The organism is Phaeovulum sp. (assembly GCF_047638075.1).
GTDB lineage: Bacteria > Pseudomonadota > Alphaproteobacteria > Rhodobacterales > Rhodobacteraceae > UBA6197.
Genome location: NZ_JBLJBV010000014.1, coordinates 1 through 26,246 on the forward strand (window position 1 = coordinate 1; position 26,246 = coordinate 26,246).

Sequence of the window (26,246 nt, forward strand, 5' to 3'; positions counted from 1 at the left end):
ACAGCCCTTCAGACCAGACGACCTTGTTTTTATCCGTCATATCCGTCCTTTGCAGGTCATGTGCGGGTCAATGCTATGCCGCCTGGGCCGACCTTGATGATAAGCCCCGAATCCGCGCCCGGTGCCATGGTCTTTGCGCGCACGGTGCGGTTTGCCGGGTCGCGGAAACCGCCAACCACGCCAATCATGCTGGTGCCGGGTTGAATGGTGATCTGTTTGCTCGGGCTCTCACCGGGGGCCAATACCAGTTGATCCGCGCGGATCAGATCCCCCCCCAGCGCGGTGGCAGGGTCTTGCAAGGCATAGTAATCAGCGGCGTCAAACGCACCGGCACCGGCCAATTGCAAGATGGTCAGCGTCACTGGCCGGTCCCCGCCCCCGGGGCCGGGGTTCATACCTGCGGCCCCTTGTGCGCTGACGGTCACAACGGCGGGCGGCGCATCGCCCATACAGCCCGCCAGGAACGTGCCCGCGCCCATAGCGGCGGTGATCAGAAATGTACGACGTGCAAGATATGCCATGTCAGTCTTTCCTTCTGTTTTCATAGGCGTCACGGAAATCTGCCCCGACATCCCCCAAAAACTGCTTTTCTGCAGTCTCGGCTATATCGCGGTATCTGTCTTGGTAAATCTGCCATAGCTTGGCGCTGCGTCCACCGGCCGCCAAGGATTCCAAGAGACCGACATCCTCCATCTCTTTGGCGATTTCTGCGGGGTCGAATTTGTCCACCATGCGGCGCAGTGCAACCTGTAGCGCAGTCCATGTGCGCACCTGATGATCGGTCAGGTCACGAAACGCCCCCTCGATCGCCGCTTCTGGTGCCATGTAGCCATGCCCGCGCGGCTGGATAAGCGCGCCAAGCGCATCTTCTGGCGTTGCCAAGAATTTCAGCGGGTTCACATCGGCGCTGGCAATGATGGTTTGGGCCACGCGGACCTTTTGCTTTTCCTGTGCGCGGGTGCGCAGCAACAGCATCACCCCCTCGACCAGATCGCGCATACACTGGCCAAGATGGGTCATTTCCGCCACCGCATCGCGCGCAGGTATCTGCGCGGGGTCGATGCCCATGCCACGCAGCAGCGCATCGCGCAAGTTTTCATCCGAACGCTGCGGCATAGCCGGCGGGGCGCTGGCGGCCGGGGCAGTTGGCCTGTCAACCGGCGCATCGTTCGGCACCTCCGATACCGATTGCTGCCAGTTTCCAAAGATATCGGGCTTGGCGGGCGGTGGCGTCGTTGTGGGCTTTGCGGTTGGCTCTGGCACATCGCGGCGCGGCGATGCGGCAGGCGCATCGTCAAAAAAGTTGCCAAAGGAACCCACCCTGTCGCCGGCGCGCCCGGCGTCAGGTTCAGGCCGCTCCACCGCACTTTCGCGCAAATCCAACCCGAAGGGATCAGGCTGATCCAGGGGGCGCGGGGGCCGCGGCTTTTCCTTGTGACGCATCTCTTGGCTGCCATCCCTGCGCAGGCCGAAAGGGTCGGGCAATTCAGCAGGGCGCGCGGGCGGGGGTGTAGCTGCGGGCGGGGTGTCTTCGGGTGGAAAGAAACCGCCCCCCCCCACCCTGAGCGGCGCCGGTTCTGGTGTGGGCTGCGCGCCTGACGCCGCCTCGACCCGGAAGGTGAAATCCCCCAGATGCAGGCGCATCCCAGGTTCAATCGCCTGCGCATTGCCCAGCCCCACGGGGTTTGCCGCATTGTCGATGAACAGCCCGCCCGACGAGGCATCGGTTACCACCACCTTACCGCCTTCTTCGCTGATCACGCAGTGGCGGCGCGATACAAACATCTTAGGGTCATCAATCTGCCAATCGGCATCAGGGCTGCGCCCGATCGACATTTGCCCGCCGGAAAAGACACGCTCCATTTCGGCCTGTGGTACGGGGGCGGCTTCTATGACAAGGCGCAAGTTCATGCGGCGGCCCTTTCTGGCGGGGTCGCCACAGGTTCGGCCACATTCGAAAACGCGAGATCATCTGCCCCCGCATCCGCCAAAGGCGCAAGCCATGAGGTTCGGCCAAGCTGGCAATCAGCGCCCAACTGTGCGGCCGGCACCTCGCCTGATGCAAGGATCAGCCGCAAGCCAAAGTTGATGTCCCTGCCTGCGGCAAATACCAGCGCATGGCGTAACCGGGCCCAGGCGTCTGCATCGGCCAGAAAATGCGTGAACTGTTTCAGCGTCAGCGGGCCAAGTTGCAATTCGGCGTGGCCTTGCCGGTCAAACACCCGCGCGCCAATCACCGCGCCGCTTCCCAACCCGGCGTGCTGCGTGCCCAGACGGCTTTGCAAATGCCGGGGAATATCAATCCAGTGGCCGGTAAATTCTGCCAGCCGCACCGGCACGCCCAGAACGGTTTCCAAAAACGCACAAAGACGCTCGGGGCTGCGCGCCTCCATCACCAGCGACGTCGCATGGCGCAGCTTTGCACCGTCAAGCCGGATATCGCCGGTGGTCGTGCCCGGCAGCCCCTGCCCCGCCAGCGCGCGCATGGTCGCGCTAACCCGGCCCCCGGTGCCGTGGGCTATGTTGATTTCGGGGCGGGCATCGGCCCAGGCCCGCCAGTAAAGCGCAATCAGCCGGTGCTGCAACAGGTTGATGAAATCCAGAAACGAGGTGTCGGCGGTGGCCCCGGTACTGTCACCTGCAAACCAGCGGTTCGACAACCGCGCCATGATCCAGCGCGTCATATGCAGCGGCATCGGCCCTTCTGGTCCGATCAGACCCAAGACATTGACGGCGATCTGCGGCTTTGTAGTGGCTGTGGCGGCTGTCAACCTGGCAACATCGCTTGCCGCAAAGGTCATGCGTGCCGTCTGACCCAGGCGCGCAGGTTCCTTTTGCGCGCCACCAGCCCGGCCAAAGCGTAGCTCATTCGTCTCCAGCCGGCGCAGCAGTTCAAAAAAATCCATCGTCACGATGGCTGGCCCTTCTGTCAAATCAGGGCGCGTGTGCCGGTCGTCATGGGCCATGTCACCTCCGTTTGTTGCTGGGTCAGATGCACCTTTGTTCGCACAAAGGAATTGATTGCCGTGTGGCGCGCAAAAAGCTGGGCCAAAAGCGCCGAAAGCAACAGGCTGCTGGTTCCGGTCAACAGCGCATCATTGATTTCAAGCGTGATTTCAGTGCCATGGCCAAAACACAAAGGCCCCGCCACCGCCAACCGCTCAACCAATGCGCGCGACCGCAGGCCAGTAACGGCGTTGCCATGACGGCGCAGTGCCGGGTCGCCGCGATCTGCATAAAGCCGGATCAGGGCGCGCAGCGGCTCGGCGCCGCTGTCGGCTTCGGCAAGTGAGATGTGATTGAGGCTGAGTTGTGAAATCCAGCGCCAGCTAAGATCGTCAATCTGGCGTTCATCCGAGGCCCCCGACGGCAGCACGGCCCGCAACGACGCCCGTGGCCTGCGCATCGGCCCCAACAGCGTGACCAACTGCACCGGATCACCTGAATCCAGCGTAAGCCGCGGGTTATCGTCCAGGATCGGCAGATCGCGATTGGTACACAAGGCGCGCACATCCAACCGCCGCAACGCCCGCGCGGGCCGCGCATAGCTGGGGCGCCCGACAGAGATGTAGAAATCATCCCCGGTATAGCTTGAGCGGGTTTGACCGCGGCGAACCTCTTCTGTGTCGGGGCGGCGCGGGCGGCGGTCGGCTGAATAGACGTAACCGCTATCGGCTTCGGCCTCGACGGAAAACAGTGGCGTCACGCGCGCTTGCGGCCCTTCGGTTTCGGCATCTTCGACCCGCAGAAGGCGGTAGATCTCAAAGTCGCGGGGGCGGGTGCGGTCGGCGTGAACGATATGCTGGGCGGCATTGCGGTGCAGTTCTACCAGATTGCATTCATGTTCAAAAAGATTGACCACAGGCGTGGTGAACAGGCTGAAATCCTTAGGGCTGATCCCTGAAAGATCACTGCGTTCCTCACGCAGTAAAACCACGATTTCCAGCCGGTTGGCGCCTGTTGCGCGCACCACCGGGCCAAGCCCGCCAAGACGCATGTAATAAAACCGCGACGGCAACAGGAAATACTCCCGCAGTAACCGATAGCCCTCGAAAGACGCGCGGACCCGCGGCAACAGGGCCTCTGCGTCACTGACCCCGATCATGCCGGGGGTACCAATGACCTGATAGGGCGTCTTTTTTTCCGTCGGCCGCGCCACGGCACCGGCACCAAAGCCAAACACCGCATCAAAAATAGCGCCCCCGCGCGACCCGGCCCCGAAATAAAGGTCAAGCTGGTCAAGCGACAGCTCATCCAGCTGGCCTGCGCCGTCACGCCTGAGGGTGATCTTGATGCCCGCCGCCGCCTCGCGCGCGATCCCCGGCCCGATACCGGCCTGCGCCAATGCGCCCTTGTCTTGCAGGTATTCAACACCCGCCACCGCGATCGGCCACAGGTGAACCGCCTGCGCGTTGGTATAGGTGCAGCGTGTCTGCTGCCCTTCACGCAGCCCCGACATCAGCCGCGTGCCCCGCGCCATCAGATGCCCGTCCAGCATCCGCTGAACCTGTGGCCCCGGCGTCAGCGCCGCCATGGTCATCGCAGGTGCTGGCCCGGCCAGATCGGGATAGAGCGTATCAATAAGCGTGCGCACATAGCGGCTGGCCTCACCGTCTATCTTAAGCCTTGTGCGCGCAGCAAGGTAGGCCACACCTTCCAGCAGCCGTTCAACATAGGGATCCGGGCAAGGAATGGCGTCAAGCGCAAGATTGCGCGCAACGTTGGGGTGCAGGGCGGCGAATTCCTCTGCCATGGTGCGGATATGGCTTAGTTCTTCTTCGTAGTATTCCAGAAAAGCCTGATCCATCACCGGTCCTCCAGCGTGGTCAGGGCGCGCCCGGTATCCAGATCGACGTTTGTGGAAAGCCGCAGACGTTCAGGCACTGGCGACAGTAACAAGACGGCCTCAATATCAATACGCAGACCGATCTTGTCACCGGTGCGCACACGCACCTTGACGCTGTCGCGTTTCAGGCGCGGCTCGAATGTATTCAGAACCGCCTTTATATCGCGGGCCAGATCGTCCTTGTCAAAATCCGTGCTGGTGCGCCCCGAAAAGGACGGCACGCCGAAATTCAGGACGCTGGCGCGAACCTGCGGAAATGCCGCCAACTGGCTGGCAGGGCTTTCGTGTTCCAGGATTTCATGGTCGGTCAACAAGAATTGCGCCTCCAGCCGTTCGATGTTGAACAGCATTTCAATGTCGCGCCGCACCGCCTCGCGCAGGACCTCGGCGGTAACGACAACGCCGCCTTCCTCTAGCCGGCGCTTGCGCACCGATAGGTGTAGCAGCCGATGCGCCAGTAGTTTGACCCGTTCATCCAGATCGCCGCGTTCCTCAACAGCGCGGGCACCGCCGCTAATCAACGCCTGCACCTCAGCCGCACTGCCAAGCGCTTTTGTCAGATCGCGAAGCAGTGCGTCATGTTCCGCGTCCATGCCCGGCAGTTCATCCACCAATCGGTCCCAAAGCGATGGCTGAACGGCTTCTTGCCGGGCGACTGCGTTTACATCCCCCTGATCGACCATAAGGTGTTACCCGATTGCCGGTCAGACCCCAGCCGCGATGTCAAAGCTGAACTCATGTTCAGCACCCTTCGAGTGGTCATCTTCCTGGACGGTGTATTTATAGTTCACATTTTCGAACACGAGGCTGACCTCTTCCTCGATCAACTGATGGCCCTCTTCTTCACCCACGCCCAGTGTCTCAAACTTGGAAATCGTTACATTTTCCATTGTGATGATCAGGTAATCAAGATGCGCTTCCCCGGAATCCTTGCGGACGGACAAGACCATATCCTTGAAGGATTTACCCTGCATACAAGCCTGTGCCAGATAGGCCGACGCGGCATCGTTGTATTTGCGTAAACTTATCGGGCTGACCTGGGCGCGCCCGCGTGAACGCCCCTTGCCAATCTGCGCCGCAGAACCCTGTTCGATATTCCAGTGGATATTGTGGATATCAATTTCTTCTTCGTGTTCGGCGCGCTGCGATTCTCCGGCAATATCGCCAATTTTCAGATATGCTGTCAGTGCCATGTCAGTTCTCCAATCTGTTCAGCGTTGCAATCAGGTTTTGACGGAAGGCAGTTCCGAAACCAGGCGTAACGACGCGTTAATGCCCTCCAACTGGTAGTGTGGCCGCAAATAAAACCGTGCGCTGTAATAGCCGGGACGGCCCTCGACGCTGTCGACCTGAACCTCAGCAGCAGCAAGAGGGCGTTTTGCCTTGGCCTTGTCATCAGCCATGGCGGGGTTGGCCAGAACATAGCGATTGATCCATTCGCTTAGCCAGATCTGCATATCGGCACGTTCCTTGAATGTGCCGACCTTGTCGCGCGCAATCGCCTTGAGGTAATGCGCAAAACGGCTGACCGGGAAAAGATAGGGCAGGTTCGCAGAAAGCCGCTCGTTCGCCTGCGCGTCGGGGTCAACCAGACGGCCTGCGCGCGTTTCGTCATCTTGCAGGCTGTGCGCGCCGATAAAGGCGGCCACATCCGTGTTCTTGCGGTGCAGGATCGGCATCATGCCCAGTTTCGCCAACTCTGCCTCGCGGCGATCGTCGATGGCAATTTCGGTCGGGCATTTCATCGCGGTCGAGCCGTCATCGGTCGGGAAGGTATGTACCGGCAGGTTCATCACCGTGCCCCCCGATTCCACGCCACGGATCTGTGTGCCCCAGCCAGAAATCTTGTGGCTGCGGTTGATGTTGACGCCCATCGCGTAGGCCGCGTTCATCCACACATAATGGTCATGCTGCCCGTCGATCTGCTCTTCAAAGGCAAAGCCCTTGACCGGCACCGTTTCGGCGCCATAGGGCAGACGGCCCAGCACCCGCGGCATCGCCAGGCCGATGTAACGCGCATCCTCGCTTTCGCGCAGGCTTTGCCAGCTGGCGTAATCGGGGCTTGAGACGATCTGCGCCAGATCCTGCGGATTGGGCAGTTCCTGCCAGCTTTCCATGCGGAATAACTGCGGTGCGGCGGCAGCGATGAACGGCGCGTGCGCCGAGGCACAAATCCCCGAAAGGTTGCGCAGCAGGCTGACATCCTTGGGCTTGTGGCTGAATTCATAGTCACCGATGATCGCGCCGAACGGCTCGCCACCGAACATTGAATATTCGTCGCTGTAAATTTTCTTGAACATCACCGCCTGATCCCACATCTGGCCTTCATAGTCTTCCAGATGGTCGGCCAGTTCGGTCTTGGTGATGTTGAGCACGCGGATTTTCAGCTTTTGGTCAGTCTCGGTGTTATTGATCAGGTAATGCAGGCCGCGCCAGCTGCCCTCCATCTTGCGCACCTCGGGGGCGTGCAGGATTTCATTCATCTGCGTGGTCAGCATCCCGTCAATACCCGCAATCAGCGATTTGATCGACTTGATCGCGTTGCCCGAAATTGTCGCGGTGCCCGCGCGATCCTTGGCGGCAAGCGCCAGATTTGATACCAGCGCTTGCAGCTTTTCGCCTTCGCTGTCCTTGACGCGGAAATCCTTTTCCAGCAGTTCGCTGAATTCGCCCAGATCCAGCACTTCGGCCTCGGCGGCTGCTGCGTCTGCTTGTTTTTTCTCAGCCATGCTCAGCTCTCCTTCTCGGATGTTGCCGCCATTGCCTGCGCGGCAGCCTGCGCCAGCAGCGGCTCGTTGGTCAATAGCTGGGCGATACGTTTTTCGGCATCCACCTTGCCGTCCATATAGCTGAGCAGCTCTTCCAACTGTTTGCGCATCTTGAGAAGTTCGTTAAGTTGCGGCACCTGTTCGGCCACCTTGTCGGGGGCAAAATCGCTCATGCTATTGAACGACAGATCAACAAACAGCTCTTCATCGCCCTCCGCGCCATCGGTACCCGGCAAGGTATTCTTGACGCGCGCCTTTACGCGTGGGCCCAGCGCCTCCATGAATTTGTTGAACCTGCCCGCATCGGTTTCAACGAATGCGCGTTCGTTGATCGGCTTTTTCGCCTCGCGCGTTTCTGACGCGCCGGCCAGATCTGCCATCACACCCATTACGAAAGGCAGCTCGATCGTGGTGGGGCTGCCGTAATGTTCCACTTCATAGGCAATCTGCACCCTTGGCGCGCGGTTGCGTTCGATAACCTTCTGCTTGCTGTCTGCCACTTGGAATACCTCCGGTCATTATTCTGAAACTGGTCGCTGCGGATCGTGCGGCGTCATTTCTTTCTGGCTTCTTCCACGCCGGCGATGTTGCGAAATTCCTTGAGGCCGGATGGCGCGATCTCTTCCATCAGTTCCAGAAAATCCATCGCCACCATCCGGCGCATCCGCCGCGCAAGATGCGGGATCGGGCTGCTTGGCTCGGTGCGCTCATAAAACTCGATGATCCGCCCGAGGCTCTCTTCGACATCGCCGCGCGACCTGATTGCACCCAATGCCGCCGTAGCCGTCGGCGCGGCCGTCACCGGCGCGGGGGTGCCGATTGCGGGGGCACCGGGGCCTTCCCCGGCGGTTGGGGCATCTTGGGTCGTGGTACTTGCCGCCTGTTCCAGGGTCTTGCGACATTGCGCCAAAAACACCGTCATATCCGGCATCACCAGCCCTGGCTGGTCGCCAAACTGTGCGGCCTGTGCCACTGCCGCGCTCAGGCTGGCCAATGCCGCTTCGCAGGCCGTAATGCCGGCAATCAGCACCGCCATGCCCGGCGCATCCTCGACGGCCATGCTTCGGGTTGCGGCCTTTACCCGGTTGATCCGCTTTCCATGGGCCGCAATCAGCGCGTCTTTTTCCGCCTGGCTCAGCCCCGATGCAGCCTGCACGAGCATCTCGAAATCGCTTAACGCGGCATGGGCCAGATCATCGCCCGTAACCGGCCCGATACCACGCCGGTTAAGCAAGACGCCAAAGCGCATATCCCCCAAAAGCCCGTCATCGTCATTTTCCAGTTGCCGCAGCGCATTCAGCCGGGGCAATGCCGCAGCTTTTGGGTCATCGCGGCCGCGCAATGCGGGGTGAAGGCTGTCCCAATATTGCGTCACGGTCTGCGCCAAAAACCCCAGCGCCTGCGCCAATGCCTCAAAACCCTCCACGTTGTAATGCGCCCGCACCAGCAGTACCAGCAGGCGCAAATCGCGCCCTTCGGTTGCAAGATCCTGACCGTCGTCCAGTATCTTGGTCCAGTCAACATTCGGCGCCGCGTCATTCAAGGAACCGTCGCCATTCACACGCGCAGAACGCATGGCAGGCTCGGTCAGGCGCACCAGATCGTGAAACCGCAGATCATGCCTCAATTCCACGCCCGAGGGCGCCTGCTCATTTATGGGCGCAAGAAGGCGGTCAAAATTCATACCGCAAGACCTTTAGAAAAGCCGAGTACAACTGCAAGTGTTGCACGGGATTGCCATTTTGGCAACAAAACCGAACAGAAGGATTTCCCGCATTTTGAAATGGCCCCGACACCGCATCGAGGGGCGTTTGCAAGGCAGATCTTTTTTACAGCAGGGGTAAACCGGTTCTTGGTAAATCGTCGTGCGCATGGGATAATCCATTATGGATCTGAAATCGCTTTCGGAGAGCATCATGGAAATCACGAAACAGGTGGACGGTGTCGTGATCGGGCTTTTTCTGGGCTTTGACAACGATGCGCCGCTGGTTGTCTTTCCCTCCAACCCGGCTGATCACGCTGTAACCGCACGGGCGCTTTGCACGCTTGGCGCGCAGGATGCCGGTTGCGAGGTGGCGCTTTTGTTTGAGGATGGTATGCTTGCGCGGCCACTTATTGTCGGGCGCATCATCGAGCCTGCACGCCAAAGCCCGCCGCATGTGGTTCACGACGGCAAAACAACCCGCATCACCGCCAATGAGCGGATCGAGCTGCGGGTCGGCAAAGCCGCAATAATTCTGGAGAAGGACGGCCATATCACCATTCGCGGCACCCATCTGGTTAGCCACGCCTCCGGCTCGAACCACGTTCGTGGCGGGTCGGTCAATCTGAACTGATGGCGGCGCCCATCCTCAAGGATATCGTGCGCCAGCACGCCGAAGCCGCCGCGCATCTGTGGCGCCTTTATGACTTTGCCCTGCTGAACCCCGACGACAACCCCGACATGGACGAAGAGCGGCTGGCCCGACTCGTCGCGCGTCTGGACGCCCATCTAGACGGGCTGCGCGTGGCCGGCGCCGAGGGCCAGAGCATCGCTGAGGCGCGCTACGCCGAATTCCCCGAAGCCGGCGAATTGTTCGTGCTGCGCATGTTGCAACCCGAGGCGCGCGGGCTGCTAATCGCGGATCTCGATCTGGACGGAGTGCGGACTTATCTGGCGGCAAAATCGCCCCTGCGAGATTAACGATAGTCATTCGACATTAATCCGGTCGATTCTTGTCCAAGCTGCACCATCGAACCGGAGCACATCCTTCTCTCCAAGGCTCCAGAGTACCTCTTTTCCTTTGCCAAGGTTGTAAAACGTCTTGGCAAGCAGCATCGCTTCTGGCACCGGCACAAACCCTTCGTCGGGCGTCCATGTCAACAAAGCACGTGTCATGGCGCAATATATCGCACCACGAAAATCCTGGAGCGCCCAGATGTCTCTTAGCGGGGCAGGCGGCGTATAGACGACAAATTCGTCACGTCGGCCCTTGGCCATGATCCCATTTATACCACCTACATAAACATATCCGTCTTCGGCACAAACCACACTGAGAAAGGCCAGGTTCGTCGCGCATTGAACCCCGGTCCAGTGCGCGCCGTCATACCACCAGATCATACCGTCACGGCCGGTGGCGTATATTTCGCTTTCGGAATACCCGCCAATAGATTCCAGATGGTTGTTCTGGAATTCATCGCTCATATTGTCGCCCGGACCGAACTCTTCCCAATTGTCCGGACCCAGGCGCCGGTAAACCCGCAAGTTAGCGCCACACGCCACGATATCGCGCCCGGCCTCTGAAACGCCCCGGATCGGCCATTCGTTCGGGTTGATCGTCTCAAGTGTTGTGGTGGTGCCCTCAATAATGATCGCTTCTGCATAGTGGCCCACTGCCACGCGTGTCTTGCCCCCATTGGCATAGGTAAGGTCGGAGACCGCAAAATCAAAATAGCCGAGTTCAGATGCGGTAGATGGGGACATTGAGTAGAGCACTGCATGCGGGTTCTCAAAATCATGGGCAAATTCATCTACGACCAAGGCGAAAAAGGCCTCATCGTCGCTGTGCACCGTGGCTCGTGTCAAAGAAGTGTTCTCAAGGATCGGCTTCATTCTTCACCTCCAAAAACATGCCAAAGCCGATGTTACGCGTTTCGACACATCGTCGCCATTCGACCGCATGTCGAAACGTTTCAGCCAACCTAACCACTTAGCCAACTGGACCGCAGTGACGCATACACTCTGGCAGGTCCCTCCTCAGCAGACCCTTTGCCGCATTTATCCGCCCTGAGGGGTTGGTCGGGCTTCATGCCCAATTGATCACAGTGATAAGAGTCCAGTTGGGCTTTCAGGCAGGCTTCACTGCAGTTTGAGCAGGGAAAGATCACTGCATGAGACCTGATAGCTTCGTCGCGCATTTCCTCGTAGGTAAGGCTCGGCAATTCCTGCTTGCCAGGCGTAGATCCCATAATGGGTATTTCGACACCCTCTGCTGCGTTCTCGGAAATAAATGCACTCATCTCTGTGTGCATCATGCCATGCGAGCCAGTTGTGTTGGAACACCCTTCCGCGCAGACACAAGGTGCGCTGGTCGCCTTGTAACCGGGAGGGGCCTTGTAATCTGACGGCACAGGGTTGGGTGATGGACAGATGTCTATGGGAAAGTCGCCGGGCTCAATTGTTCCCTCACCCCGGCCATTGTTATAAAATGCCGAAGCCGGCACCATGTGGTGCCCGGTCTGGCCCGGGCAAGGGCATTGGTTCTCGCTGCCCTTCTTCGGCAAGACGCAGGCCAGCGCAGCAAGGCATGGATCCAACTGCGCCGTATCCGCCATTTCAATGAGGTCCGCATTGTCCCGAAAACTCGATCCCATGACCGGGATTGTCGTGTTATAGCCATCCCTGGTTCCCATTATGTTGCCGCGTTCCCCGACTTTCAGGTCCAGCGCTGCCTTCTTGCAGGCCGCGTCGATGCCGGCCTGATCGCCGCACGCCTCATCGGCGTCTTTCTTGTCGCCTTCGCAGGGGTCTACACCGCCGGGCATATGCGGCGCTCCGATCTTGGGCCATGGCACGACATTCGGCGGCGAGCCATGGTTGTTGGTCGAGATGTCCGAGAAGCGCGTCAGGTTTTCACCCTCGGCCTTCACGTTCATCGAAAACGCCTGGCTATAGCTTTTGCCGGTGTTCTTGGAACTGATCACGCCCTTCTTGGCCGCCGCACCCGCCTCGTCGCCGGTGGTTTTGGTGAAGTAGGATATGTTCTTCTGGTTAACCGTCTTGCCGCCGATCTTGACCGTGCCGGTGCCTTTGTCGGTGTCGCTGTCCATGCCGAAATTTGGATAGGGGATCGGCACGCCGGGCGGGGTTGGCGGGGCCTCGGGCGGGGTCATGCAGACATCGGGAAAAGCTGCGAGGATCTTGTTGGCCTGCGCCTGGCACGAGACTTCCAGCTTGTTCGCGAAAACAGTCATGCCGCCACCCTTGCGCGCGCAGCGGCCTGCAAGATTGCCGCGCCACAGGCACCGTCATCGCCGCTGGCCTCGATCAATGCCACCTCACCCGCAAGATAGCCGCGTTCAAACGCCGTCAGCCCCCAACCTACCATCAGCGGCACAATCGCAGCGCCGACGTTGCCGATACAATCCGTCGGCGTCCAGATGGCCTGCGGGGCGCGGTGCAGGCGCATGGTGCGCTGCATCGCGAGCGCGCTTTGCTTGAAAAAATACGCCTCGCCGGTCAGATCGCTGATACGAAGATCAACCTGACCGAAATCATCCAGCCCCGCAGCCGTCATGGCGTCGCGGTAGGCCTGGGTCATACCGTCGGCGCGCAGGGGCCTGTCCTTGGGGTTATAAAGAAACGCCTCTTCGCGGGCGAGGGCCAACCCCGTCAGCGCAAAATGCTGCGGCCTACCCGCACTGCACAGGATTGCCGCGGCCGCCTCGCCGGGGATAAAGCCGTTGGCCACATCGGCGGTCAGCAGCCTTTGTTCACGCAGATAATGCGCGATCGTCGGCCCGCTCAGCAGGTTATCGGCCCCCACTATCAACGCATGGGGCGCCTCATCACGCTGAAACATCCGTCGAACCCTTTCCAGCGCCACCAGCCCAGAGGGGCGGCCGTGGCTGACCACATGCAGCCGGGTGCGGGCTGGCAGGCCAGCGTATTCCAAGACCCGTTGGCCAAAGCGTTCAACATTGCGCACCGGACGGCCGGGCCGCGACGGCTCGGCCAGACACAGCACGATGTGCAGACCCTCCGGTGCCACCCCCTGCCCGTCCAGCGCATCGACAACCGCGCCCGCCGCCAGATGCGCCAGCCGCTTTTCGCCCACCCAGTCACGCGGCAAGGGAACCGGCGCACCAATCAGCCAAGCGCCGCCCGGCGTTATGAATTGCGTCTCTTGAAACCCGTCAATCCCGGCGCGCATCGCGGCTGTTGTCGCCAGCGCGTTCAGCCCCACCGCGGTTACCATGCCGGACCCGATGATATTGACGCACCTGCTCATCTATCAATCCTCGCCAGCGACAGATAGCGCTTGCCTTGCGCCTTGGCGCGCACCAACCCCTTACGCGGCAGGCCAATCCAGGTTTCGGTAAATTCGGTGATGATGCGCCTCATCGGCACATCTACCCGCCACAGCATCGACAGCTTGCGCGCTTCGGTGTCAAAAATCAGCGTGTCGGGGTAAAGCATGCCGTCAAACGCGGTTTCCCATCCGCGAAATATCCGCACCGGCAGCGCGGGATCGGGCAGGCGAAAGGCCTCGCGCCCCGAAGGGGTCAGGTTCAGCAATACGATGTCTTGCGCGCGCTGCGGCTTGGCGATCTGCTGATCCTCACCGACCTGCTGGTAATAGCGTTCGTCAAAATCGCGCGGCAGGAAAGGAAACACATTGTCTTGCCAGTGCTGATCAAAGGTGCCGCCAAAGCGCAACCGATCTGCCCGACCGCGCCAGATGGGCCCCAGCGCCATCGGGCGATATTCCTCATAGGGCGAGGTTACCGGCACGCCGACTTCCTCGGTCAGGGGCAAGGGTTGGCCCGACAGTCTGGCCTGATTGCGAAACGTGGCAAAGCCGCGGCCGTGGGGGTTGGCCATGTAGGCGGGCGGTTTGGGGTCTTCGGGGGCAAGCCGGTCAACACCGCCAAACGCAGTGTCATAGCCAAATTCAGCGCGGGTAAAGGGGTAGGGCTCGGTTGCGCGTACCGAAGGGCCGATCACGCGCCACTCGCGATGACCGACAACGTGGAAACTTTTCTGCCAGCCCCCCACGCGCAGACCAACCTGCACGCGCGCGGCCTTGCGGCCCTTGGGGGCGTAGGCGGCACCCTGCACCACGATATCACATCTTGGCTTGCGAAAGGCGAAATCGGTTTCCCAGCGGGTCGCGGAAAACCCCGGCTCGCCCGTCGGCTCATCAGCGGTGATCAGCGGCAGCTGTAACGCCGCCGGGGTTGGCACCGCGCCGCTAAGCACAGGAAAATCAAAACTGCCCTTGATAACCAGGACGAAATGTTCGCGCCCGGCCACATCCATACCCATGGTGTGCTGGTGCAGATATCCGGGGCGGTTGAAAACCTTCATGCCACCTCACTCGAAGTTATAGCCAAAGCCCTCAGCGCCGCCCGTCACTGTCACCTTGTTCAATTCGCGCCCCTCAAGCCGATAGTTGAGGATGCGGCGGCTAAGTTCCGGCATCAGGGTATTGGTCAGGATCGCGTCGATCATCCGCCCACCGCTTTCGATTTCGGTGCAGCGGTCCTTGATTACCTGCATCGCACCGTCACCGATAACCAGCTCGGCACCGTAGCCTTCGCCCAGACGCCGGGCCAGACTGCGCAGTTTTTGGGTGGCAATCGCCTCGATCATCGTATCAGACAGCGGAAAATACGGGATCGCCACGACCCGCCCCAAAAGCGCAGCGGGAAACACCCTAAGCAACGGCGCACGCAGTGCCACCCCCAGTTCATCGGCATCTGCGCGTTGCCGGCCGTCTGCCGTCATCGCCATGATTTCCTCGGACCCGACATTGGTGGTCAACAAGATCAGCGTATTTTTGAAATCTATCCGTCGGCCTTCGCTATCGTCCATCATCCCCTTGTCGAACACCTGAAAAAAGATCTCGTGCACATCGGGGTGGGCCTTTTCGACCTCATCCAGCAAAATCACCGAATAGGGCCGGCGCCGCACCGCCTCGGTCAGGATACCGCCCTTGCCATAGCCGACATAGCCCGGTGGCGCGCCTTTCAGGGTCGATACGGTGTGTGCCTCCTGAAATTCGCTCATGTTGATGGAAATAAGATTGTTTTCGCCACCATACATCAGTTCGGCCAAGGCCAGTGCGGTTTCGGTCTTGCCCACGCCCGAGGGGCCACACAGCATGAACACCCCAACCGGCTTTTCGGGCGATTTCAGCCCGGCGGCAGAGGTCTGAATGCGGTTGGCAATCATTTCCATGGCGTGATCCTGCCCGACCACCCGTTCGCCCAGCATGGCCGCCAGTGTCAACGCGCGTTCGGTCTGGCTGGTCAGCATCCGGCCCAGTGGAATGCCGGTCCAGTCCTGCACCACTGACCCCACGGCCAGCCGGTCCACCGATGGCAGGATAAGCGGCGTTTCACCCTGCGCAGCCGAAAGCGTGGCCATACGCTCTTTCAACGTGGCAAGAGCGCCCGCGCGATCAAATGGCGCGGCCTCTGGCGCGTCCGGATCGTCAGGATCGTTGGTCGCGTCATCCGCATCGCCCAGATCGCCGGTCTCATCCACCGCAGCGCCCAGCCCCCGCAGTTGTGCCCGCAGATCAAGGATTTCAGCGACAATCGCCTTTTCAGCGTCCCAACGCAGGTTGGCCGCGTCAAATACGGCAACCGCGTCGGCCAAGGCAGCCTCAACCGCCGCCTTTCGCGTGGCAACGTCGATGCCGATGGCCTCTTCACGCCCGATGATGCCTTGTTCTATCTCCAGCGCGTCAAGACGGCGGCGCGCATCCTCGACCTCTGCCGGGGTGGCGTGCTGACTGACCGCGACACGGGCGCAGGCGGTATCCAGAAGGCTGATCGCCTTGTCGGGCAATTGGCGGCTGGGGATATAGCGGTGCGACAGCTTGACCGCCGCCTCGATCGCCTCATCCAGCAGTTCAACGCGGTGATGTTTTTCCAGCACCCCGGCAATGCCGCGGCACATCAGCATCGCCTTGGCCTCGTCGGGTTCTTCGACCTTGACCACCTGAAATCGCCGCGTAAGGGCCGGGTCGGGCTCAATATGTTGCTTGTATTCGGCCCAGGTGGTTGCGGCAACGGTGCGCAACTCTCCGCGTGCCAGTGCCGGTTTCAGCAGGTTTGCCGCGTCGCCCGTTCCGGCAGAGCCCCCCGCCCCGATCAGCGTATGGGCCTCGTCAATGAACAGGATGATGGGCCGGTCGCTGGATTGCACCTCTTCGATCACCGCTTTCAGGCGTTTTTCAAACTCTCCCTTCACGCTCGCCCCGGCCTGCATCAGGCCAATGTCAAGCATCTGCAAATCCACATTGCGCAGTTGCGGCGGCACATCGCCTTTGGCCAGCCGCTGCGCAAAACCCTCCACCACCGCCGTCTTGCCCACGCCCGCCTCGCCGGTCAGGATCGGGTTGTTTTGCTTGCGCCGCATCAGGATGTCGATGATCTGGCGGATCTCGGGATCGCGCCCCATCACCGGGTCCATCTTGCCCGCGCGTGCGCGCTCGGTCAGGTTGGTGGCATATAGTGCCAGCGCCGATTTGCCGCCCGGTACCTTTTTCGTACCCGGTTCGGGGGTATCGCTTGCAGCGCCACGTTCGATTGAATCGGCCAGAAGATTGTTCAGATCGGCGGCCATTACGGCGGCGTCAAACTTGTCAAACTCCAGACTGATCTTGAACAGCAACCCCTCCAACACCGGCACATCAAGCGCCGCCAAAAGCACATAGGCCGAACGCACCGTATCATCGCCAAATTCAAAGGTGCCGTAATTCCACGCCTCCTGGATTGCACGAAAGATGTGGTCTGAAAATTCCTCGACCGACCCTGCACCATGGGGCAGCGCATCAAGGGCGCGCAGGATATCACCGTTGAACTTGTGGCGGTCCACGCCGGCCGCTTCCATCAACAGCGCGAAATCCGCGCCTTCGGTATCTGCCAGGGTGGTGATGAAATGGACCAGCTCCACATAGGGGTTGCCGCGTCGCTTGGCCGATTGCGCCGCCTCGGAAAAAGCCTTGAGGCAGGTCGGATTCAGCTTGCCCACCAGCTCTTTGCGTTTGATCGTTCCATTGGATCCACGTGCAGCCATCTAGCGGCGTCCTTTCGTGCAATCTGATGTATCAAAGCAATAGTCGAAATTTGGGCGAACCAGACTCATACGCTATGGTAGACTGAAATTCGGTTTGAATCGACAGTTTTGAACAAATCTCACCAAGAGAGGATCGTTTCATGAAAGATCCCATGCCCTCGGACATTTTTCAAACCGGGCAGGTGCTTAACAACACCTACGAGATCAAGGGTATCCTGGGCCGTGGTGGCACCGGCGAGGTTTACCTTGCCGTCAACCAGATCACCGAGCGGCTTTCAGCGATCAAGGCGCTGAACGCACGGTTTTCAGGCAATGCCGATTATCTGGAACTGATGAAGCGTGAAGAGCAGATGCGCAACATCATGCATGACGCGGTGGTGCGCTACTCCGAATGTTCGCGCACCGATGGGGGCCATGTCTTTTTGGTGATGGACTATGTAGAAGGCCCGCCGCTAAGCGATCTGATGTTTGAACGCCAGCTCGGCGACCGCGAACTGTTGATCATCGCGCACCGCATACTGGCGGGGCTGGTGGCGACCCACGCCCAGGGCATCGTTCACCGTGACCTGTCGCCCGACAATATCATTCTGCGCGGAGGCGAGGCCGAAAAGGCAACGATTATAGATTTCGGCATCGCCAAGGATACCGCCGCCGGCGCACGCACCATTGTCGGCAAGAGTTTCGCCGGGAAATATGAATATGCCGCCCCCGAACAGCTGGATGGCCATGCGGATTTTCGCACCGATCTTTATGCGCTCGGGGCCTCGCTTTTGGCGGTGGCGCGCCGCGCTGTACCCGATGTGGGCCACAACCCCGGCGACGTGGTGCGGTTCAAGAAAAATCCGCTGGATGTTTCTGGCATCCACCCGCCGCTCAGCAATCTGATTTCACTGCTGAGCGCCCCCAACCCCGATGATCGCCCCGCCAGCGCCCAGGCCGCAAAGGACCGGCTGGACCAGTGGCTAAAGCCCGACACGCACCGGCACAAAGGCCCGGCAGAAAGGCCGAAATTTCGCCTTGGCAAGCCGGTGCTGGGGCTCTTGGTGCTGGGGGCTCTTGCGGGTGGGGTTTATTTTTCCGGCGCGCTTGAGACACTGTTTCCCCCTGGCTTGCCGCTCGCGGCGCCATATACGCTTAATGCCGCCGATGGCGTTGAAGGCAGCACCCTGGCCGGCCACGCCCCCGATGCGGACAGTGCCGCGCTATTGCTGGCCGCCTATACCGGCAGCACCGGCAAGCAACCGCCACCAGAGGCGTTGCACCTGGCAACCGGGGTCCCCGATCCGGCATGGCCCGAACAGGTGGCCGAGCTGATGACCCTGCTTGCGCCCCTGGCGGAATGGCAGCTTGATATCGCAGACACCGATGTTACGGTTGCAGGGCTGGCGCCGGATGCGCCAACGCGTGACGCGCTTGGCGTGGCCATGCACGACTGGACCGCGCGCAGCGGCATGGACCTGCAAGGCACGATCCTGGCCGGCCCCGAAACTCTTGGCACCGGCACCTTGGCGCCGATCCTGGCCGCCCGCGCGACCTGTGGCAAGCTGACGCTACTGGGGGCCGAAAACGATGCCTACGCGATGTTTGACCCGGTCACCGTGACCGGCGACCTGGCAGAAGCGGCGGATGTAGAGGCGCTGAAACTGGCGCTGACCCCGATGATCGGAGAGCGCGCCCTGCGGGTCGAGACCACCGTGTTGAACGCTGATCTTTGCGCAATCCGCGCGGTGATGCCAACCACGGCAGGGGGGGCCATCTCGATCTGGCTTGGGCGAGGCGCCACCGGCGAGGCGGTGCTGAGCGGGGTCTATAACACCGGCGAAAATCCCATTGTCGATGTGCAGCTACCCGCCTCGGTTACGGGCGCGTCGCTTTGGGTTCTGGTGGTTGACAATACGGGCAAGGTTTTCAACATCCTGCCCAACATCAACCATACCGCGCATATGGTCGACACGTTGGGGGTCGTTGAAAACGGCGTGCGCCGGGTGCGGGTGCTGTGGCCGATCAAAGCCTTGCAAGAGGATCCGACGCGCCTCGCAATTGAAATTGACGCTGAAAATTACGGTAAATCCGAAATCGTCGCGATCCTGTCGAAAACCCCGCTTTTTGATATGCGCCGCCCCCGTGATGAAAGCGTCAAATCACTGGCCGAGGCGCTGAAAGCGACCCTATCGGGCCGTGAAACAGATATTATCGGGGTCGCCTCAAGGATCATTGACGCACGGCCCTAGCGCCCGCTTAGTTCAGCACCGCCGCCTTGAAACCGCCATTGCGCCATTTTTCAAGGGCGGCGGTAAAGTTCGATCCCGGCAGACCGTCGATCGCGGCGGTGTAATAGCCCGCCTCTTGCAGTAGCGCCTGTACCGCGCGCACCGTCTCGGGGGCCCATTGATCCGTCGCGGTCGTCAACTGACGTACGATAAGCCCACGGTCCTCAACCGCGCCGCGCAACAGCATTCTGGCAGCGCCCGCCGGGTCGCGCACGGTGCCGCGCCCCTCATCCAGCAAGATTGCCGCAGCGCGGAAGCCCTCTGCCTCGCCGTTGCGCGCAGCACGCTGAAAATAGTCAAGCGCGGCCTCTGGGCCTTCGCCTGTTCGTTCCAACGCCAAAACACCCAGATTGAACGTTGCCTTGGCCGACCCCTCTGCCGCGGCCCTTTTCAATAGCGCCAGCGCGCGGGCGGGGTCGGCGGGAACGGTGCGCCCCTCCAGCAGGGTGATCGCAAGGTTGATCATCGCGTCATCGCTGCCGCCCGCTGCCGCCTGTTCATAAAGCGCCAGCGCGCGCATGCTGTCTTGTGGCACACCGGTCCCTTGTTCAGTCAGCTGGGCAAGACTGACCATCGCGCGCAAATCGCCGCGCTCTGCCGCGTCGCGGTAGAGCACTACGGCGCGGGCCATATCCCCCGATGCCACGGTCGCACGCGCCAAAAGCGCCACATAATGCGGCACTTCTGGCGCGCGCGCCGCCGCCGCACTGCACGCCTGAATCGCCGCCAGCGCATTTTGCTGCAACCGTGACATCGGCACACCCGCATTTTCGGCCGTGGCATCGCGCGGGTGGGTCGCCAGCCGCTCGCATATCTTGCCTGCGGTCGCATCCTCGGGGCGTGGAATGGTCATCAGCAGCCGTTCGGCCTCGGCTCGGTTGGGGGCATCGGGGTAGCGCGCGACGTATAGTTCCAAAAGCGGTCGCATCCGGCTGCGCTGCGCCAGTTCCCACAGCCGTTGGGCACGCTCGGTGTCGTTGTTGCGTTCGATCGTGCGGGTTTGCGTGCCGGTATCCAGAAACGCCAACGCCTCTTGGGTATGGGCCCCGGTAGGGTAGCGATCGACATAAAGGTTCAGCAGATCGGGATCGCGTTCATCCACCGCGATCTGATAAAGCATGCTTTCCTCAGAGATCGCCTCGGGGCTGACGTTGAACCGAAAGCTGCGGGTAAGGGACGAATTTTCCCAAGGGATCTGCTTGCCCCCCGTTGCGGCCAGCACATCGCGGCGCACGCCAATCATCATCTGCCCCACATCCTGCCCCGGTGTGTAAAGGTGGTGCAACATGGCCTCAGAATAAAAGCTGTTCCGCCCGGTACCATCATAGGCCACGTTGTTTGGCTGCGTTGCATAGGAAAACAGGAAATTCGCCTCGGTCCCGACCTGCGCCAGACCCTTGCCAAGATGTGCATCCTTGATCGTTGCACCAAAGGGATTGTCCCGGCACGCATCCAGAAACACCAGCTTCACGCCGTCAGAGCGCGCCATCGCGGCCAATAGCTGATCAAGCCGCAGCGTTTGATCTGTCAGGTCCGCGGCGCTGGAAATTGCCGCATCCGTGGGCACCATATAGTTGTGCCCATCAATCTGAAATCCATGCCCCGCGTAATACAAAAGCGTCACATCCGCCGTCGCGCCCTTGGCTGCGAATTCCGGGATCAAGGTCTGAAATCGCGCCTGCGTCGCGTCAATTGCAAGCATCACATCAAAGCCCAGACCCTCCAGCGCGACAGAGATATCCAGCGCATCATTGCGCGGATTTTTCAACGCATCAATATGTTCGTAATCGGAATTCCCGATAACCAGTGCAACCCGCGTTTCGGCCCGGGCCAGCCCCATGAAGGACAGCCAGAACATGACGAAAAGGCACACCAGACGCATAAAAGTCTCACAGCTCCTCAACGCGGCTTAGCTGGATTCCGACATTGTCGATTGCCAGGGCCACGGTATTGATCGTTGCCCGCTGCACCGCCGCCAGTTCAGGATCATCGGCGCGGACCAGCAAAATGGCCTTGCGGATTTCGCTTGAGGCCGTGTCAAGCGCGGCGCGCGACTCGTTCACGGCATCGCGGAAGATCTGGTCGCGCTCTGCGTCGGTAGTGGCCTGCGCCATGCGCGCCAAGGCGCGGGCGCGGGCGCGGCCCACACCCTCGCGTGCATCGCGCACAATCCGCGCCACGTCCTCCATGCCCGGCGGCAGGTCGGTCGAAATGGCGTCAAGTTGGTCTGCAAATGCATCCAGCGCGTCAGAAATACAGGCCAGATACCGGCCCACATCGCCCGAACTTTCGTTACAGTTCGCCGCCGCGATTTCCAGCGTGTTTGCTATTTCCTGCACCAACAGCAGCGTATCGCGCGGGCTATGCCCGGTGATGGTAGTGCCGCCGTCCCGCGGGATATTGACCACAGCACCGCCGCCCCCCGGAATAACCAGCGTATCGGCCGGGTTCGGCAAATCAAAAACCGGAATGTCGGGCGGCGGCACCGTCACCGGGGCCGGGTCCACTGTCAGCGCGCCATCGGCAAGATCGAACGTGAACGCATAGTTATCAACACCCGTTCCGGTTACCGGCCCGCCCGCGGTGATGGCGTAGGGGCTGTATTCTATCGGTGCACCCGCCGCCGCCCCCGCCGAACTAAGCGTGAGCGTGTCAAGCCTGTCATCAAAAAGCAGTGCGCCACCCGTCAGCGTGAACTCGGTCCCGGCAAAGGTCAGGGCCGTGCCATAGGGTTTACGCGCGTCATTCACCGTGCCCGTCAACGTTACCGGTGCCGGGTCTACCGTCAGCGCGCCGTTCACAAAGGTGATATCATAGTTATCCGTCCCTGTTCCGGTGACGGGCCCGTCTGCGGTGATGGCATAAGGGCTGCCCCCCACTGGCGCGTCATCCGCCGCCCCGTCAGAGGCCAGCGTGAGTGTGTCTACGCTATCCTCAAAGAACAGCGTGCCCTCAGTCAGCGTAAACTCGGTTCCGGCAAACGTCAGCTCTGTGCCATAGGTCTTGGTCGCGTCATTGGCGGTCAGGGTCAGCGCGGCGGGGCTGATCTCGGCACGGCCCGTGCGCGCCACAACGGCATAGCTTTGCCCGGTGGAACTGGTCAGCGGCAGGGTGGCCACCGAATAGCTTTGGGTTCCAACCGCCGTGCCGGCCAGAACAGGTGCGGCAAAGATGGGGGCGGTGTCAATCGTCTCTGCCGGGGCGGCAAAGACATAGGCCAAGGGGCCGCCGGCCACGGGCCCGGTCGCAGCCGGGGGCACCTGACCATAGCTTAGGGCCAGGGGGTCAGGCCGCGCAAACAAGACCCGGTCAATCGCATAAAGTGCCGGGTAGCGCCCGGCAGCACCGGGCGCCCAGACGGTATCAAAATTCCAGCCGGCATCGCCTGCGGTGGTTAGAAATTCATCGGTGTCTGCAAACTCTGCCGTGGTCAGCCCCAGCCCCAGGCCGGGGCCGCCATCGGCCTGTCCCGATGTCTCCGTATCCCAGTAAGAGGCAGCAACCGCGGTGGCGGCGTTCTGGCCAATCAAACCGCCCTCAGTCAGCCCCCCACTACCGGCGCCGCCCACAGCACCGCTGGCGTAGGTGCTGGTAATCGCCCCGCCGTTCGTGCGGCCCACCAGACCGCCGACAAAATGGGCGGCGTCTGATGTGGAGCTGACGGCGCCACTGGCGTAACTGTTCAACACCGTCCCCGCGTCGTTATAGCCGGTATGACCACCTACGGAGGCGCTGAGCAGGCCTGTCTGGCTGTCCACAGCGCCGCGCGCCGCCGTACGCGTGACAGCGCCTTGGTTTTCCCCGACGAAGCCCCCGATATACGCATTACCAGACGCCGCATAGAACGACACCGAAACGTCCACACCTCCCTCGGCCATCGCGTCGCTGATGCTGCCGGTATTGGTATTAAGACCCGCAAAGCCACCCACGGACACGGGACCATCAGCATTGCCCACAACAACCGCCGAGGTAGTCCTTGACGCGGCTACGCTGCCGCTATTGCGCCCGACAACCCCGCCCGCATAGATCTGGTCTGCCGCCACATCATCCAACGTCACCGATATGTCGCTATCAGCACCGCTGATGACTCCGGCGGACTGGTTGTCTGCAACAAGCCCCCCTGCAAGAAGCACGCCATCATTTCCGCTAATCAGCATATCACCTGCAGTTGTAACCCCGGTAACCGTGCCCCGGTTGGTCCCCACAGCGCCCCCGATACTATGCAAGGCGTCGGTAATCCCCTGTTCCTCGATCACCCCGGAAAAGTCGCTGTTGGCAACCGTGCCACCCGCATTGGTGCCCACTAGCCCGCCAAGGCTATAGCCGCTGTCGGTTTCGTTAGTTGCCGTCACCCGGCCCGAAAAGCTGCTGTTGCGCAGCTGCGATGCCGCGCCGCGCAATTCACCGACGATACCGCCCACGATATCAGGATAAAGCGCATCCACATTGCCGTTCACCTGAATATTCTCGATCACCGTATCAATCGCCAGAACCGCCAGCCCCCCCATATTCTCGCCAGCGATGGCCAGCTTATCCAGCGTCATGTTGGAAATCATCGCGCCATTCGTCGCGCCAAACAGGCCAGCCACCGACCTGTTCACGCCAAGGCCCGAAATCGTGTTGTCGCGCCCGTCCAACGTGCCGCTGAAGACGTTGCCCCCCGGTGTTCCGATCGGCGCGAACCCCAGCTCATCGTTCCAATCCGAGGTGCCAGAGGCGTCAATATCATTCGCCAGCGCAAAATCTCGGCCCAGCAGGGGCTGCGAGCCGGCACCCTGCAACCCGTACACATCAAACAACAGATACGGATCACCGTCGCCCGTGCCCCCGCTTACGCGCAAGAATGAGGTGTCGGCAGCCTGCGCCAGCCGAAAATCGCCCGCACTGAAGCTGGGCAAAGTTGCGCCCTGCTGGATCCAGTCGCCCCGCTCCAGATCAAAGCGGGCCACCTCGACAGCGCCGCCGGCACCGGTGGTGATATCGCCCCCCGCGCTGATCCGAAAGGTGCCGTTCGGGCCAATGACACCGGCATTCAGGGTCACGTCATTCGCCGCGTTGAAAGCCAGAGTGTTGAAGGAACTCCAGTTGATTTCCGCCGCAACCGTGATGTTGCCGTCCTGCGTGCCGCCAGAGCCTGTTGAAACCTGAATGTTGTTATCCGCAAGGTTCGACTCAAGATCCGTCACCGACAGGATTGCGTCATCCCCGGACGCGGTATACCCCGACCCATCCGGCCCGATCCCAAAAGACGCCGCGTCTGCAATGGTTATGTTGTGGGGGTCCAACAGCAACGTGCCTGTTGCCCCATATGGCGCGTTTGTATTGACCAATCCGCGAAAGGCGAGCGTCTGTTTGCCCGACACCTCGACAAAGCCACCATCGCCACCGCTTGCCCCGCCGCGTGCGGAAATCTGGCCATCGAACGTGGTCTTTTGATCCGACCACAGGATCACCCGGCCGCCGTTGCCTGTCTGCCCGGCGTCGGCCGTGATACGCGTATCGCCGTCCACCTCAAGGGTAAGGGCGCTTGGCAGGCTGTCACCACCCTGAAAAGCCCCTCCGATATTGATCCGCCCGCCATCGCCATCGCCACCAACCGCAATCTTTGCGCCTTGCAGCGTTATGGCCTGACCGGTTATCGTAATGTCACCACCGGGCCGGGCCTGTGGGCGAGGAGATTTTTCAACCGCCGCCGCAGGCCGGGTTGTCACCCGACCGGTGACGCGCACCTTGCCGCCCGCGCCTCCGCCCAGAATGATCGTCCCGCCCCGCCGCGACACTGAACGCGCCTCGGCCACACCCGAAAGGTTGATCGCGTTGCGCGCCGCATCGCGCGCCGTGGCGGCGCGCATTTCGATCAGCCCGCCTTCAGCCGCAACAGTGCCCGCATTTTCAATCAGGGCGCGCATCTCATCCGAATCGCCTTCGGTGGGCACAGCCACTTGCAAGAAACGGTCGCCCGACACATCCAGCGTGACCATCTCGCCGCTTGCCAGCCCGATCCGGCCCATCGGCACAGTCACCGTTCCCGCGTTTGACACATGCCCCCCCAGCAGCGCGGCAAAGCCACCCCGCCCGATGGTCACGCGCCCGTCATTGCGCACCGCCGCCGAGGCCCCCTGCCCCTCAAAGCGCAGCCGACCTGCCATGAAATTCTCATCCGTCGTGTCCAGCGTCGAACCGACAAAACCGCCGCCTGCGCTGACAGCGCCCTGTTCACCGATGAAAATCCCGTTGGGGTTGACGACAAACACCTGCCCATTTGCGCTTAGCCGGCCATGAATTTCGCTAGTGGTGGTGCCGGTAACGCGGTTCAGAATCGCGCTAGAGGTTGACGGCTGGCGAATATCAACCGAATTCCCCTGCCCGATGGAAAACGAATTCCAGTTCACCACCGCACGGTTGCTGCTTTGATTTATGATCATTTGCCCAGCGCCGGGTACCGAAATCACGGCACCGCCCTGAACAACACTTCCCCCCTGCGGCAACACCTCATCGGCCAGCACGGCCAGAGGCTGCACAAAGCCCAGAATGACCAGCGTCACAGGCGCAAGCTGGTAACGCCCCCAGCG

Annotated in this window: 19 protein-coding genes; 3 read left to right on the top strand and 16 right to left on the bottom strand. The window is 61.1% G+C overall.

All coding sequences use genetic code 11. From position 1 onward, the window contains the following. Positions 1-56: 56 nt before the first annotated feature. From tssJ to tssA, 9 genes are read right to left on the bottom strand one after another with little or no spacing between them, the layout of a single operon-like run. Positions 57-521, bottom strand: coding sequence for a type VI secretion system lipoprotein TssJ (gene tssJ, locus ACM62R_RS01540; protein ID WP_415182307.1), 465 nt, complete (start codon positions 519-521; stop codon positions 57-59). 1 nt (position 522) lies between these two features. Next, positions 523-1,911 carry a type VI secretion system-associated FHA domain protein TagH gene (gene tagH / locus ACM62R_RS01545; RefSeq protein ID WP_415182308.1) on the bottom strand — a complete coding sequence of 463 codons (1,389 nt, stop codon included), beginning with the start codon at positions 1,909-1,911 and terminating at the stop codon, positions 523-525. Then, entirely contained in the window at positions 1,908-2,966 is a 1,059-nt protein-coding gene (tssG, locus tag ACM62R_RS01550) for a type VI secretion system baseplate subunit TssG (protein ID WP_415182309.1), read from the bottom strand. The genes tagH and tssG overlap by 4 nt, the downstream gene beginning before the upstream one ends. After that, on the bottom strand, positions 2,930-4,807 hold the full coding sequence (gene tssF, locus ACM62R_RS01555; RefSeq protein ID WP_415182310.1) for a type VI secretion system baseplate subunit TssF: 1,878 nt from the start codon (positions 4,805-4,807) through the stop codon (positions 2,930-2,932). Before tssF ends, tssG begins: the two co-directional genes overlap by 37 nt. Then, positions 4,807-5,529 carry a type VI secretion system baseplate subunit TssE gene (tssE, locus tag ACM62R_RS01560; protein WP_415182311.1) on the bottom strand — a complete coding sequence of 241 codons (723 nt, stop codon included), beginning with the start codon at positions 5,527-5,529 and terminating at the stop codon, positions 4,807-4,809. Before tssE ends, tssF begins: the two co-directional genes overlap by 1 nt. Positions 5,530-5,550: 21 nt before the next feature. Further along, positions 5,551-6,039, bottom strand: a complete 489-nt coding sequence (locus ACM62R_RS01565) for an Hcp family type VI secretion system effector (RefSeq protein WP_415182312.1) — start codon at positions 6,037-6,039, stop codon at positions 5,551-5,553. A 30-nt stretch (positions 6,040-6,069) separates the two neighbouring features. Further along, entirely contained in the window at positions 6,070-7,575 is a 1,506-nt protein-coding gene (gene tssC / locus ACM62R_RS01570; RefSeq protein ID WP_415182313.1) for a type VI secretion system contractile sheath large subunit, read from the bottom strand. A 2-nt stretch (positions 7,576-7,577) separates the two neighbouring features. Continuing rightward, a complete protein-coding gene (tssB, locus tag ACM62R_RS01575) occupies positions 7,578-8,114 on the bottom strand; it encodes a type VI secretion system contractile sheath small subunit (RefSeq protein ID WP_415182314.1) in 537 nt (178 codons plus the stop codon). Positions 8,115-8,167: 53 nt separating this feature from the next. Continuing rightward, entirely contained in the window at positions 8,168-9,298 is a 1,131-nt protein-coding gene (gene tssA / locus ACM62R_RS01580) for a type VI secretion system protein TssA (RefSeq protein WP_415182315.1), read from the bottom strand. Positions 9,299-9,530: 232 nt separating this feature from the next. Between tssA and ACM62R_RS01585 the strand changes: the two genes are divergently transcribed. Continuing rightward, complete coding sequence (locus ACM62R_RS01585) at positions 9,531-9,950, top strand: DUF6484 domain-containing protein (RefSeq protein WP_415182316.1); 420 nt, start codon at positions 9,531-9,533, stop codon at positions 9,948-9,950. Further along, positions 9,950-10,297 (top strand): hypothetical protein, encoded by a 348-nt coding sequence (locus tag ACM62R_RS01590; protein WP_415182317.1) that lies wholly within the window; start codon positions 9,950-9,952, stop codon positions 10,295-10,297. Before ACM62R_RS01585 ends, ACM62R_RS01590 begins: the two co-directional genes overlap by 1 nt. A 6-nt stretch (positions 10,298-10,303) precedes the next feature. Here ACM62R_RS01590 and ACM62R_RS01595 read toward each other — a convergent pair whose 3' ends face one another. The 5 genes from ACM62R_RS01595 to tssH form a co-directional block, all read right to left on the bottom strand. Then, complete coding sequence (locus tag ACM62R_RS01595; RefSeq protein WP_415182318.1) at positions 10,304-11,206, bottom strand: hypothetical protein; 903 nt, start codon at positions 11,204-11,206, stop codon at positions 10,304-10,306. An 89-nt stretch (positions 11,207-11,295) separates the two neighbouring features. Beyond that, positions 11,296-12,567 carry a PAAR-like domain-containing protein gene (locus ACM62R_RS01600; protein ID WP_415182319.1) on the bottom strand — a complete coding sequence of 424 codons (1,272 nt, stop codon included), beginning with the start codon at positions 12,565-12,567 and terminating at the stop codon, positions 11,296-11,298. After that, the gene (locus tag ACM62R_RS01605; protein ID WP_415182320.1) at positions 12,564-13,604 is read right to left on the bottom strand and encodes a 3-oxoacyl-ACP synthase; all 1,041 of its coding nucleotides are present in this window, start codon (positions 13,602-13,604) and stop codon (positions 12,564-12,566) included. Before ACM62R_RS01605 ends, ACM62R_RS01600 begins: the two co-directional genes overlap by 4 nt. Further along, positions 13,601-14,683: a DUF2169 family type VI secretion system accessory protein gene (locus ACM62R_RS01610; RefSeq protein ID WP_415182321.1), complete on the bottom strand. Its 1,083-nt coding sequence runs from the start codon at positions 14,681-14,683 to the stop codon at positions 13,601-13,603. Before ACM62R_RS01610 ends, ACM62R_RS01605 begins: the two co-directional genes overlap by 4 nt. Before the next feature lie 6 nt (positions 14,684-14,689). Next, complete coding sequence (tssH, locus tag ACM62R_RS01615) at positions 14,690-17,404, bottom strand: type VI secretion system ATPase TssH (RefSeq protein ID WP_415182322.1); 2,715 nt, start codon at positions 17,402-17,404, stop codon at positions 14,690-14,692. Positions 17,405-17,544: 140 nt separating this feature from the next. On the opposite strand from tssH, the gene ACM62R_RS01620 reads away from it, so the two are divergent. Then, on the top strand, positions 17,545-19,635 hold the full coding sequence (locus ACM62R_RS01620; RefSeq protein WP_415182323.1) for a serine/threonine-protein kinase: 2,091 nt from the start codon (positions 17,545-17,547) through the stop codon (positions 19,633-19,635). A gap of 7 nt (positions 19,636-19,642) precedes the next feature. Here ACM62R_RS01620 and ACM62R_RS01625 read toward each other — a convergent pair whose 3' ends face one another. Next, the gene (locus ACM62R_RS01625) at positions 19,643-21,532 is read right to left on the bottom strand and encodes a caspase family protein (protein ID WP_415182324.1); all 1,890 of its coding nucleotides are present in this window, start codon (positions 21,530-21,532) and stop codon (positions 19,643-19,645) included. Between the two features lie 31 nt (positions 21,533-21,563). Continuing rightward, complete coding sequence (locus tag ACM62R_RS01630; RefSeq protein ID WP_415182325.1) at positions 21,564-26,219, bottom strand: filamentous hemagglutinin N-terminal domain-containing protein; 4,656 nt, start codon at positions 26,217-26,219, stop codon at positions 21,564-21,566. Positions 26,220-26,246: the final 27 nt, after the last annotated feature.

Coding starts and splice junctions, on each gene's coding strand:
- ACM62R_RS01605 (WP_415182320.1), bottom strand. CDS start 13,604: ATGAGCAGGTGCGTCAATATCATCGGGTCCGGCATGGTAACCGCGGTG.
- tssH (WP_415182322.1), bottom strand. CDS start 17,404: ATGGCTGCACGTGGATCCAATGGAACGATCAAACGCAAAGAGCTGGTG.
- ACM62R_RS01590 (WP_415182317.1), top strand. CDS start 9,950: ATGGCGGCGCCCATCCTCAAGGATATCGTGCGCCAGCACGCCGAAGCC.
- tssE (WP_415182311.1), bottom strand. CDS start 5,529: ATGGTCGATCAGGGGGATGTAAACGCAGTCGCCCGGCAAGAAGCCGTT.
- ACM62R_RS01610 (WP_415182321.1), bottom strand. CDS start 14,683: ATGAAGGTTTTCAACCGCCCCGGATATCTGCACCAGCACACCATGGGT.
- ACM62R_RS01600 (WP_415182319.1), bottom strand. CDS start 12,567: ATGACTGTTTTCGCGAACAAGCTGGAAGTCTCGTGCCAGGCGCAGGCC.
- tssC (WP_415182313.1), bottom strand. CDS start 7,575: ATGGCTGAGAAAAAACAAGCAGACGCAGCAGCCGCCGAGGCCGAAGTG.
- ACM62R_RS01565 (WP_415182312.1), bottom strand. CDS start 6,039: ATGGCACTGACAGCATATCTGAAAATTGGCGATATTGCCGGAGAATCG.
- tssA (WP_415182315.1), bottom strand. CDS start 9,298: ATGAATTTTGACCGCCTTCTTGCGCCCATAAATGAGCAGGCGCCCTCG.
- ACM62R_RS01595 (WP_415182318.1), bottom strand. CDS start 11,206: ATGAAGCCGATCCTTGAGAACACTTCTTTGACACGAGCCACGGTGCAC.
- tssG (WP_415182309.1), bottom strand. CDS start 2,966: ATGGCCCATGACGACCGGCACACGCGCCCTGATTTGACAGAAGGGCCA.
- ACM62R_RS01625 (WP_415182324.1), bottom strand. CDS start 21,532: ATGTTCTGGCTGTCCTTCATGGGGCTGGCCCGGGCCGAAACGCGGGTT.
- tssF (WP_415182310.1), bottom strand. CDS start 4,807: ATGGATCAGGCTTTTCTGGAATACTACGAAGAAGAACTAAGCCATATC.
- tagH (WP_415182308.1), bottom strand. CDS start 1,911: ATGAACTTGCGCCTTGTCATAGAAGCCGCCCCCGTACCACAGGCCGAA.
- ACM62R_RS01585 (WP_415182316.1), top strand. CDS start 9,531: ATGGAAATCACGAAACAGGTGGACGGTGTCGTGATCGGGCTTTTTCTG.
- ACM62R_RS01620 (WP_415182323.1), top strand. CDS start 17,545: ATGAAAGATCCCATGCCCTCGGACATTTTTCAAACCGGGCAGGTGCTT.
- tssJ (WP_415182307.1), bottom strand. CDS start 521: ATGGCATATCTTGCACGTCGTACATTTCTGATCACCGCCGCTATGGGC.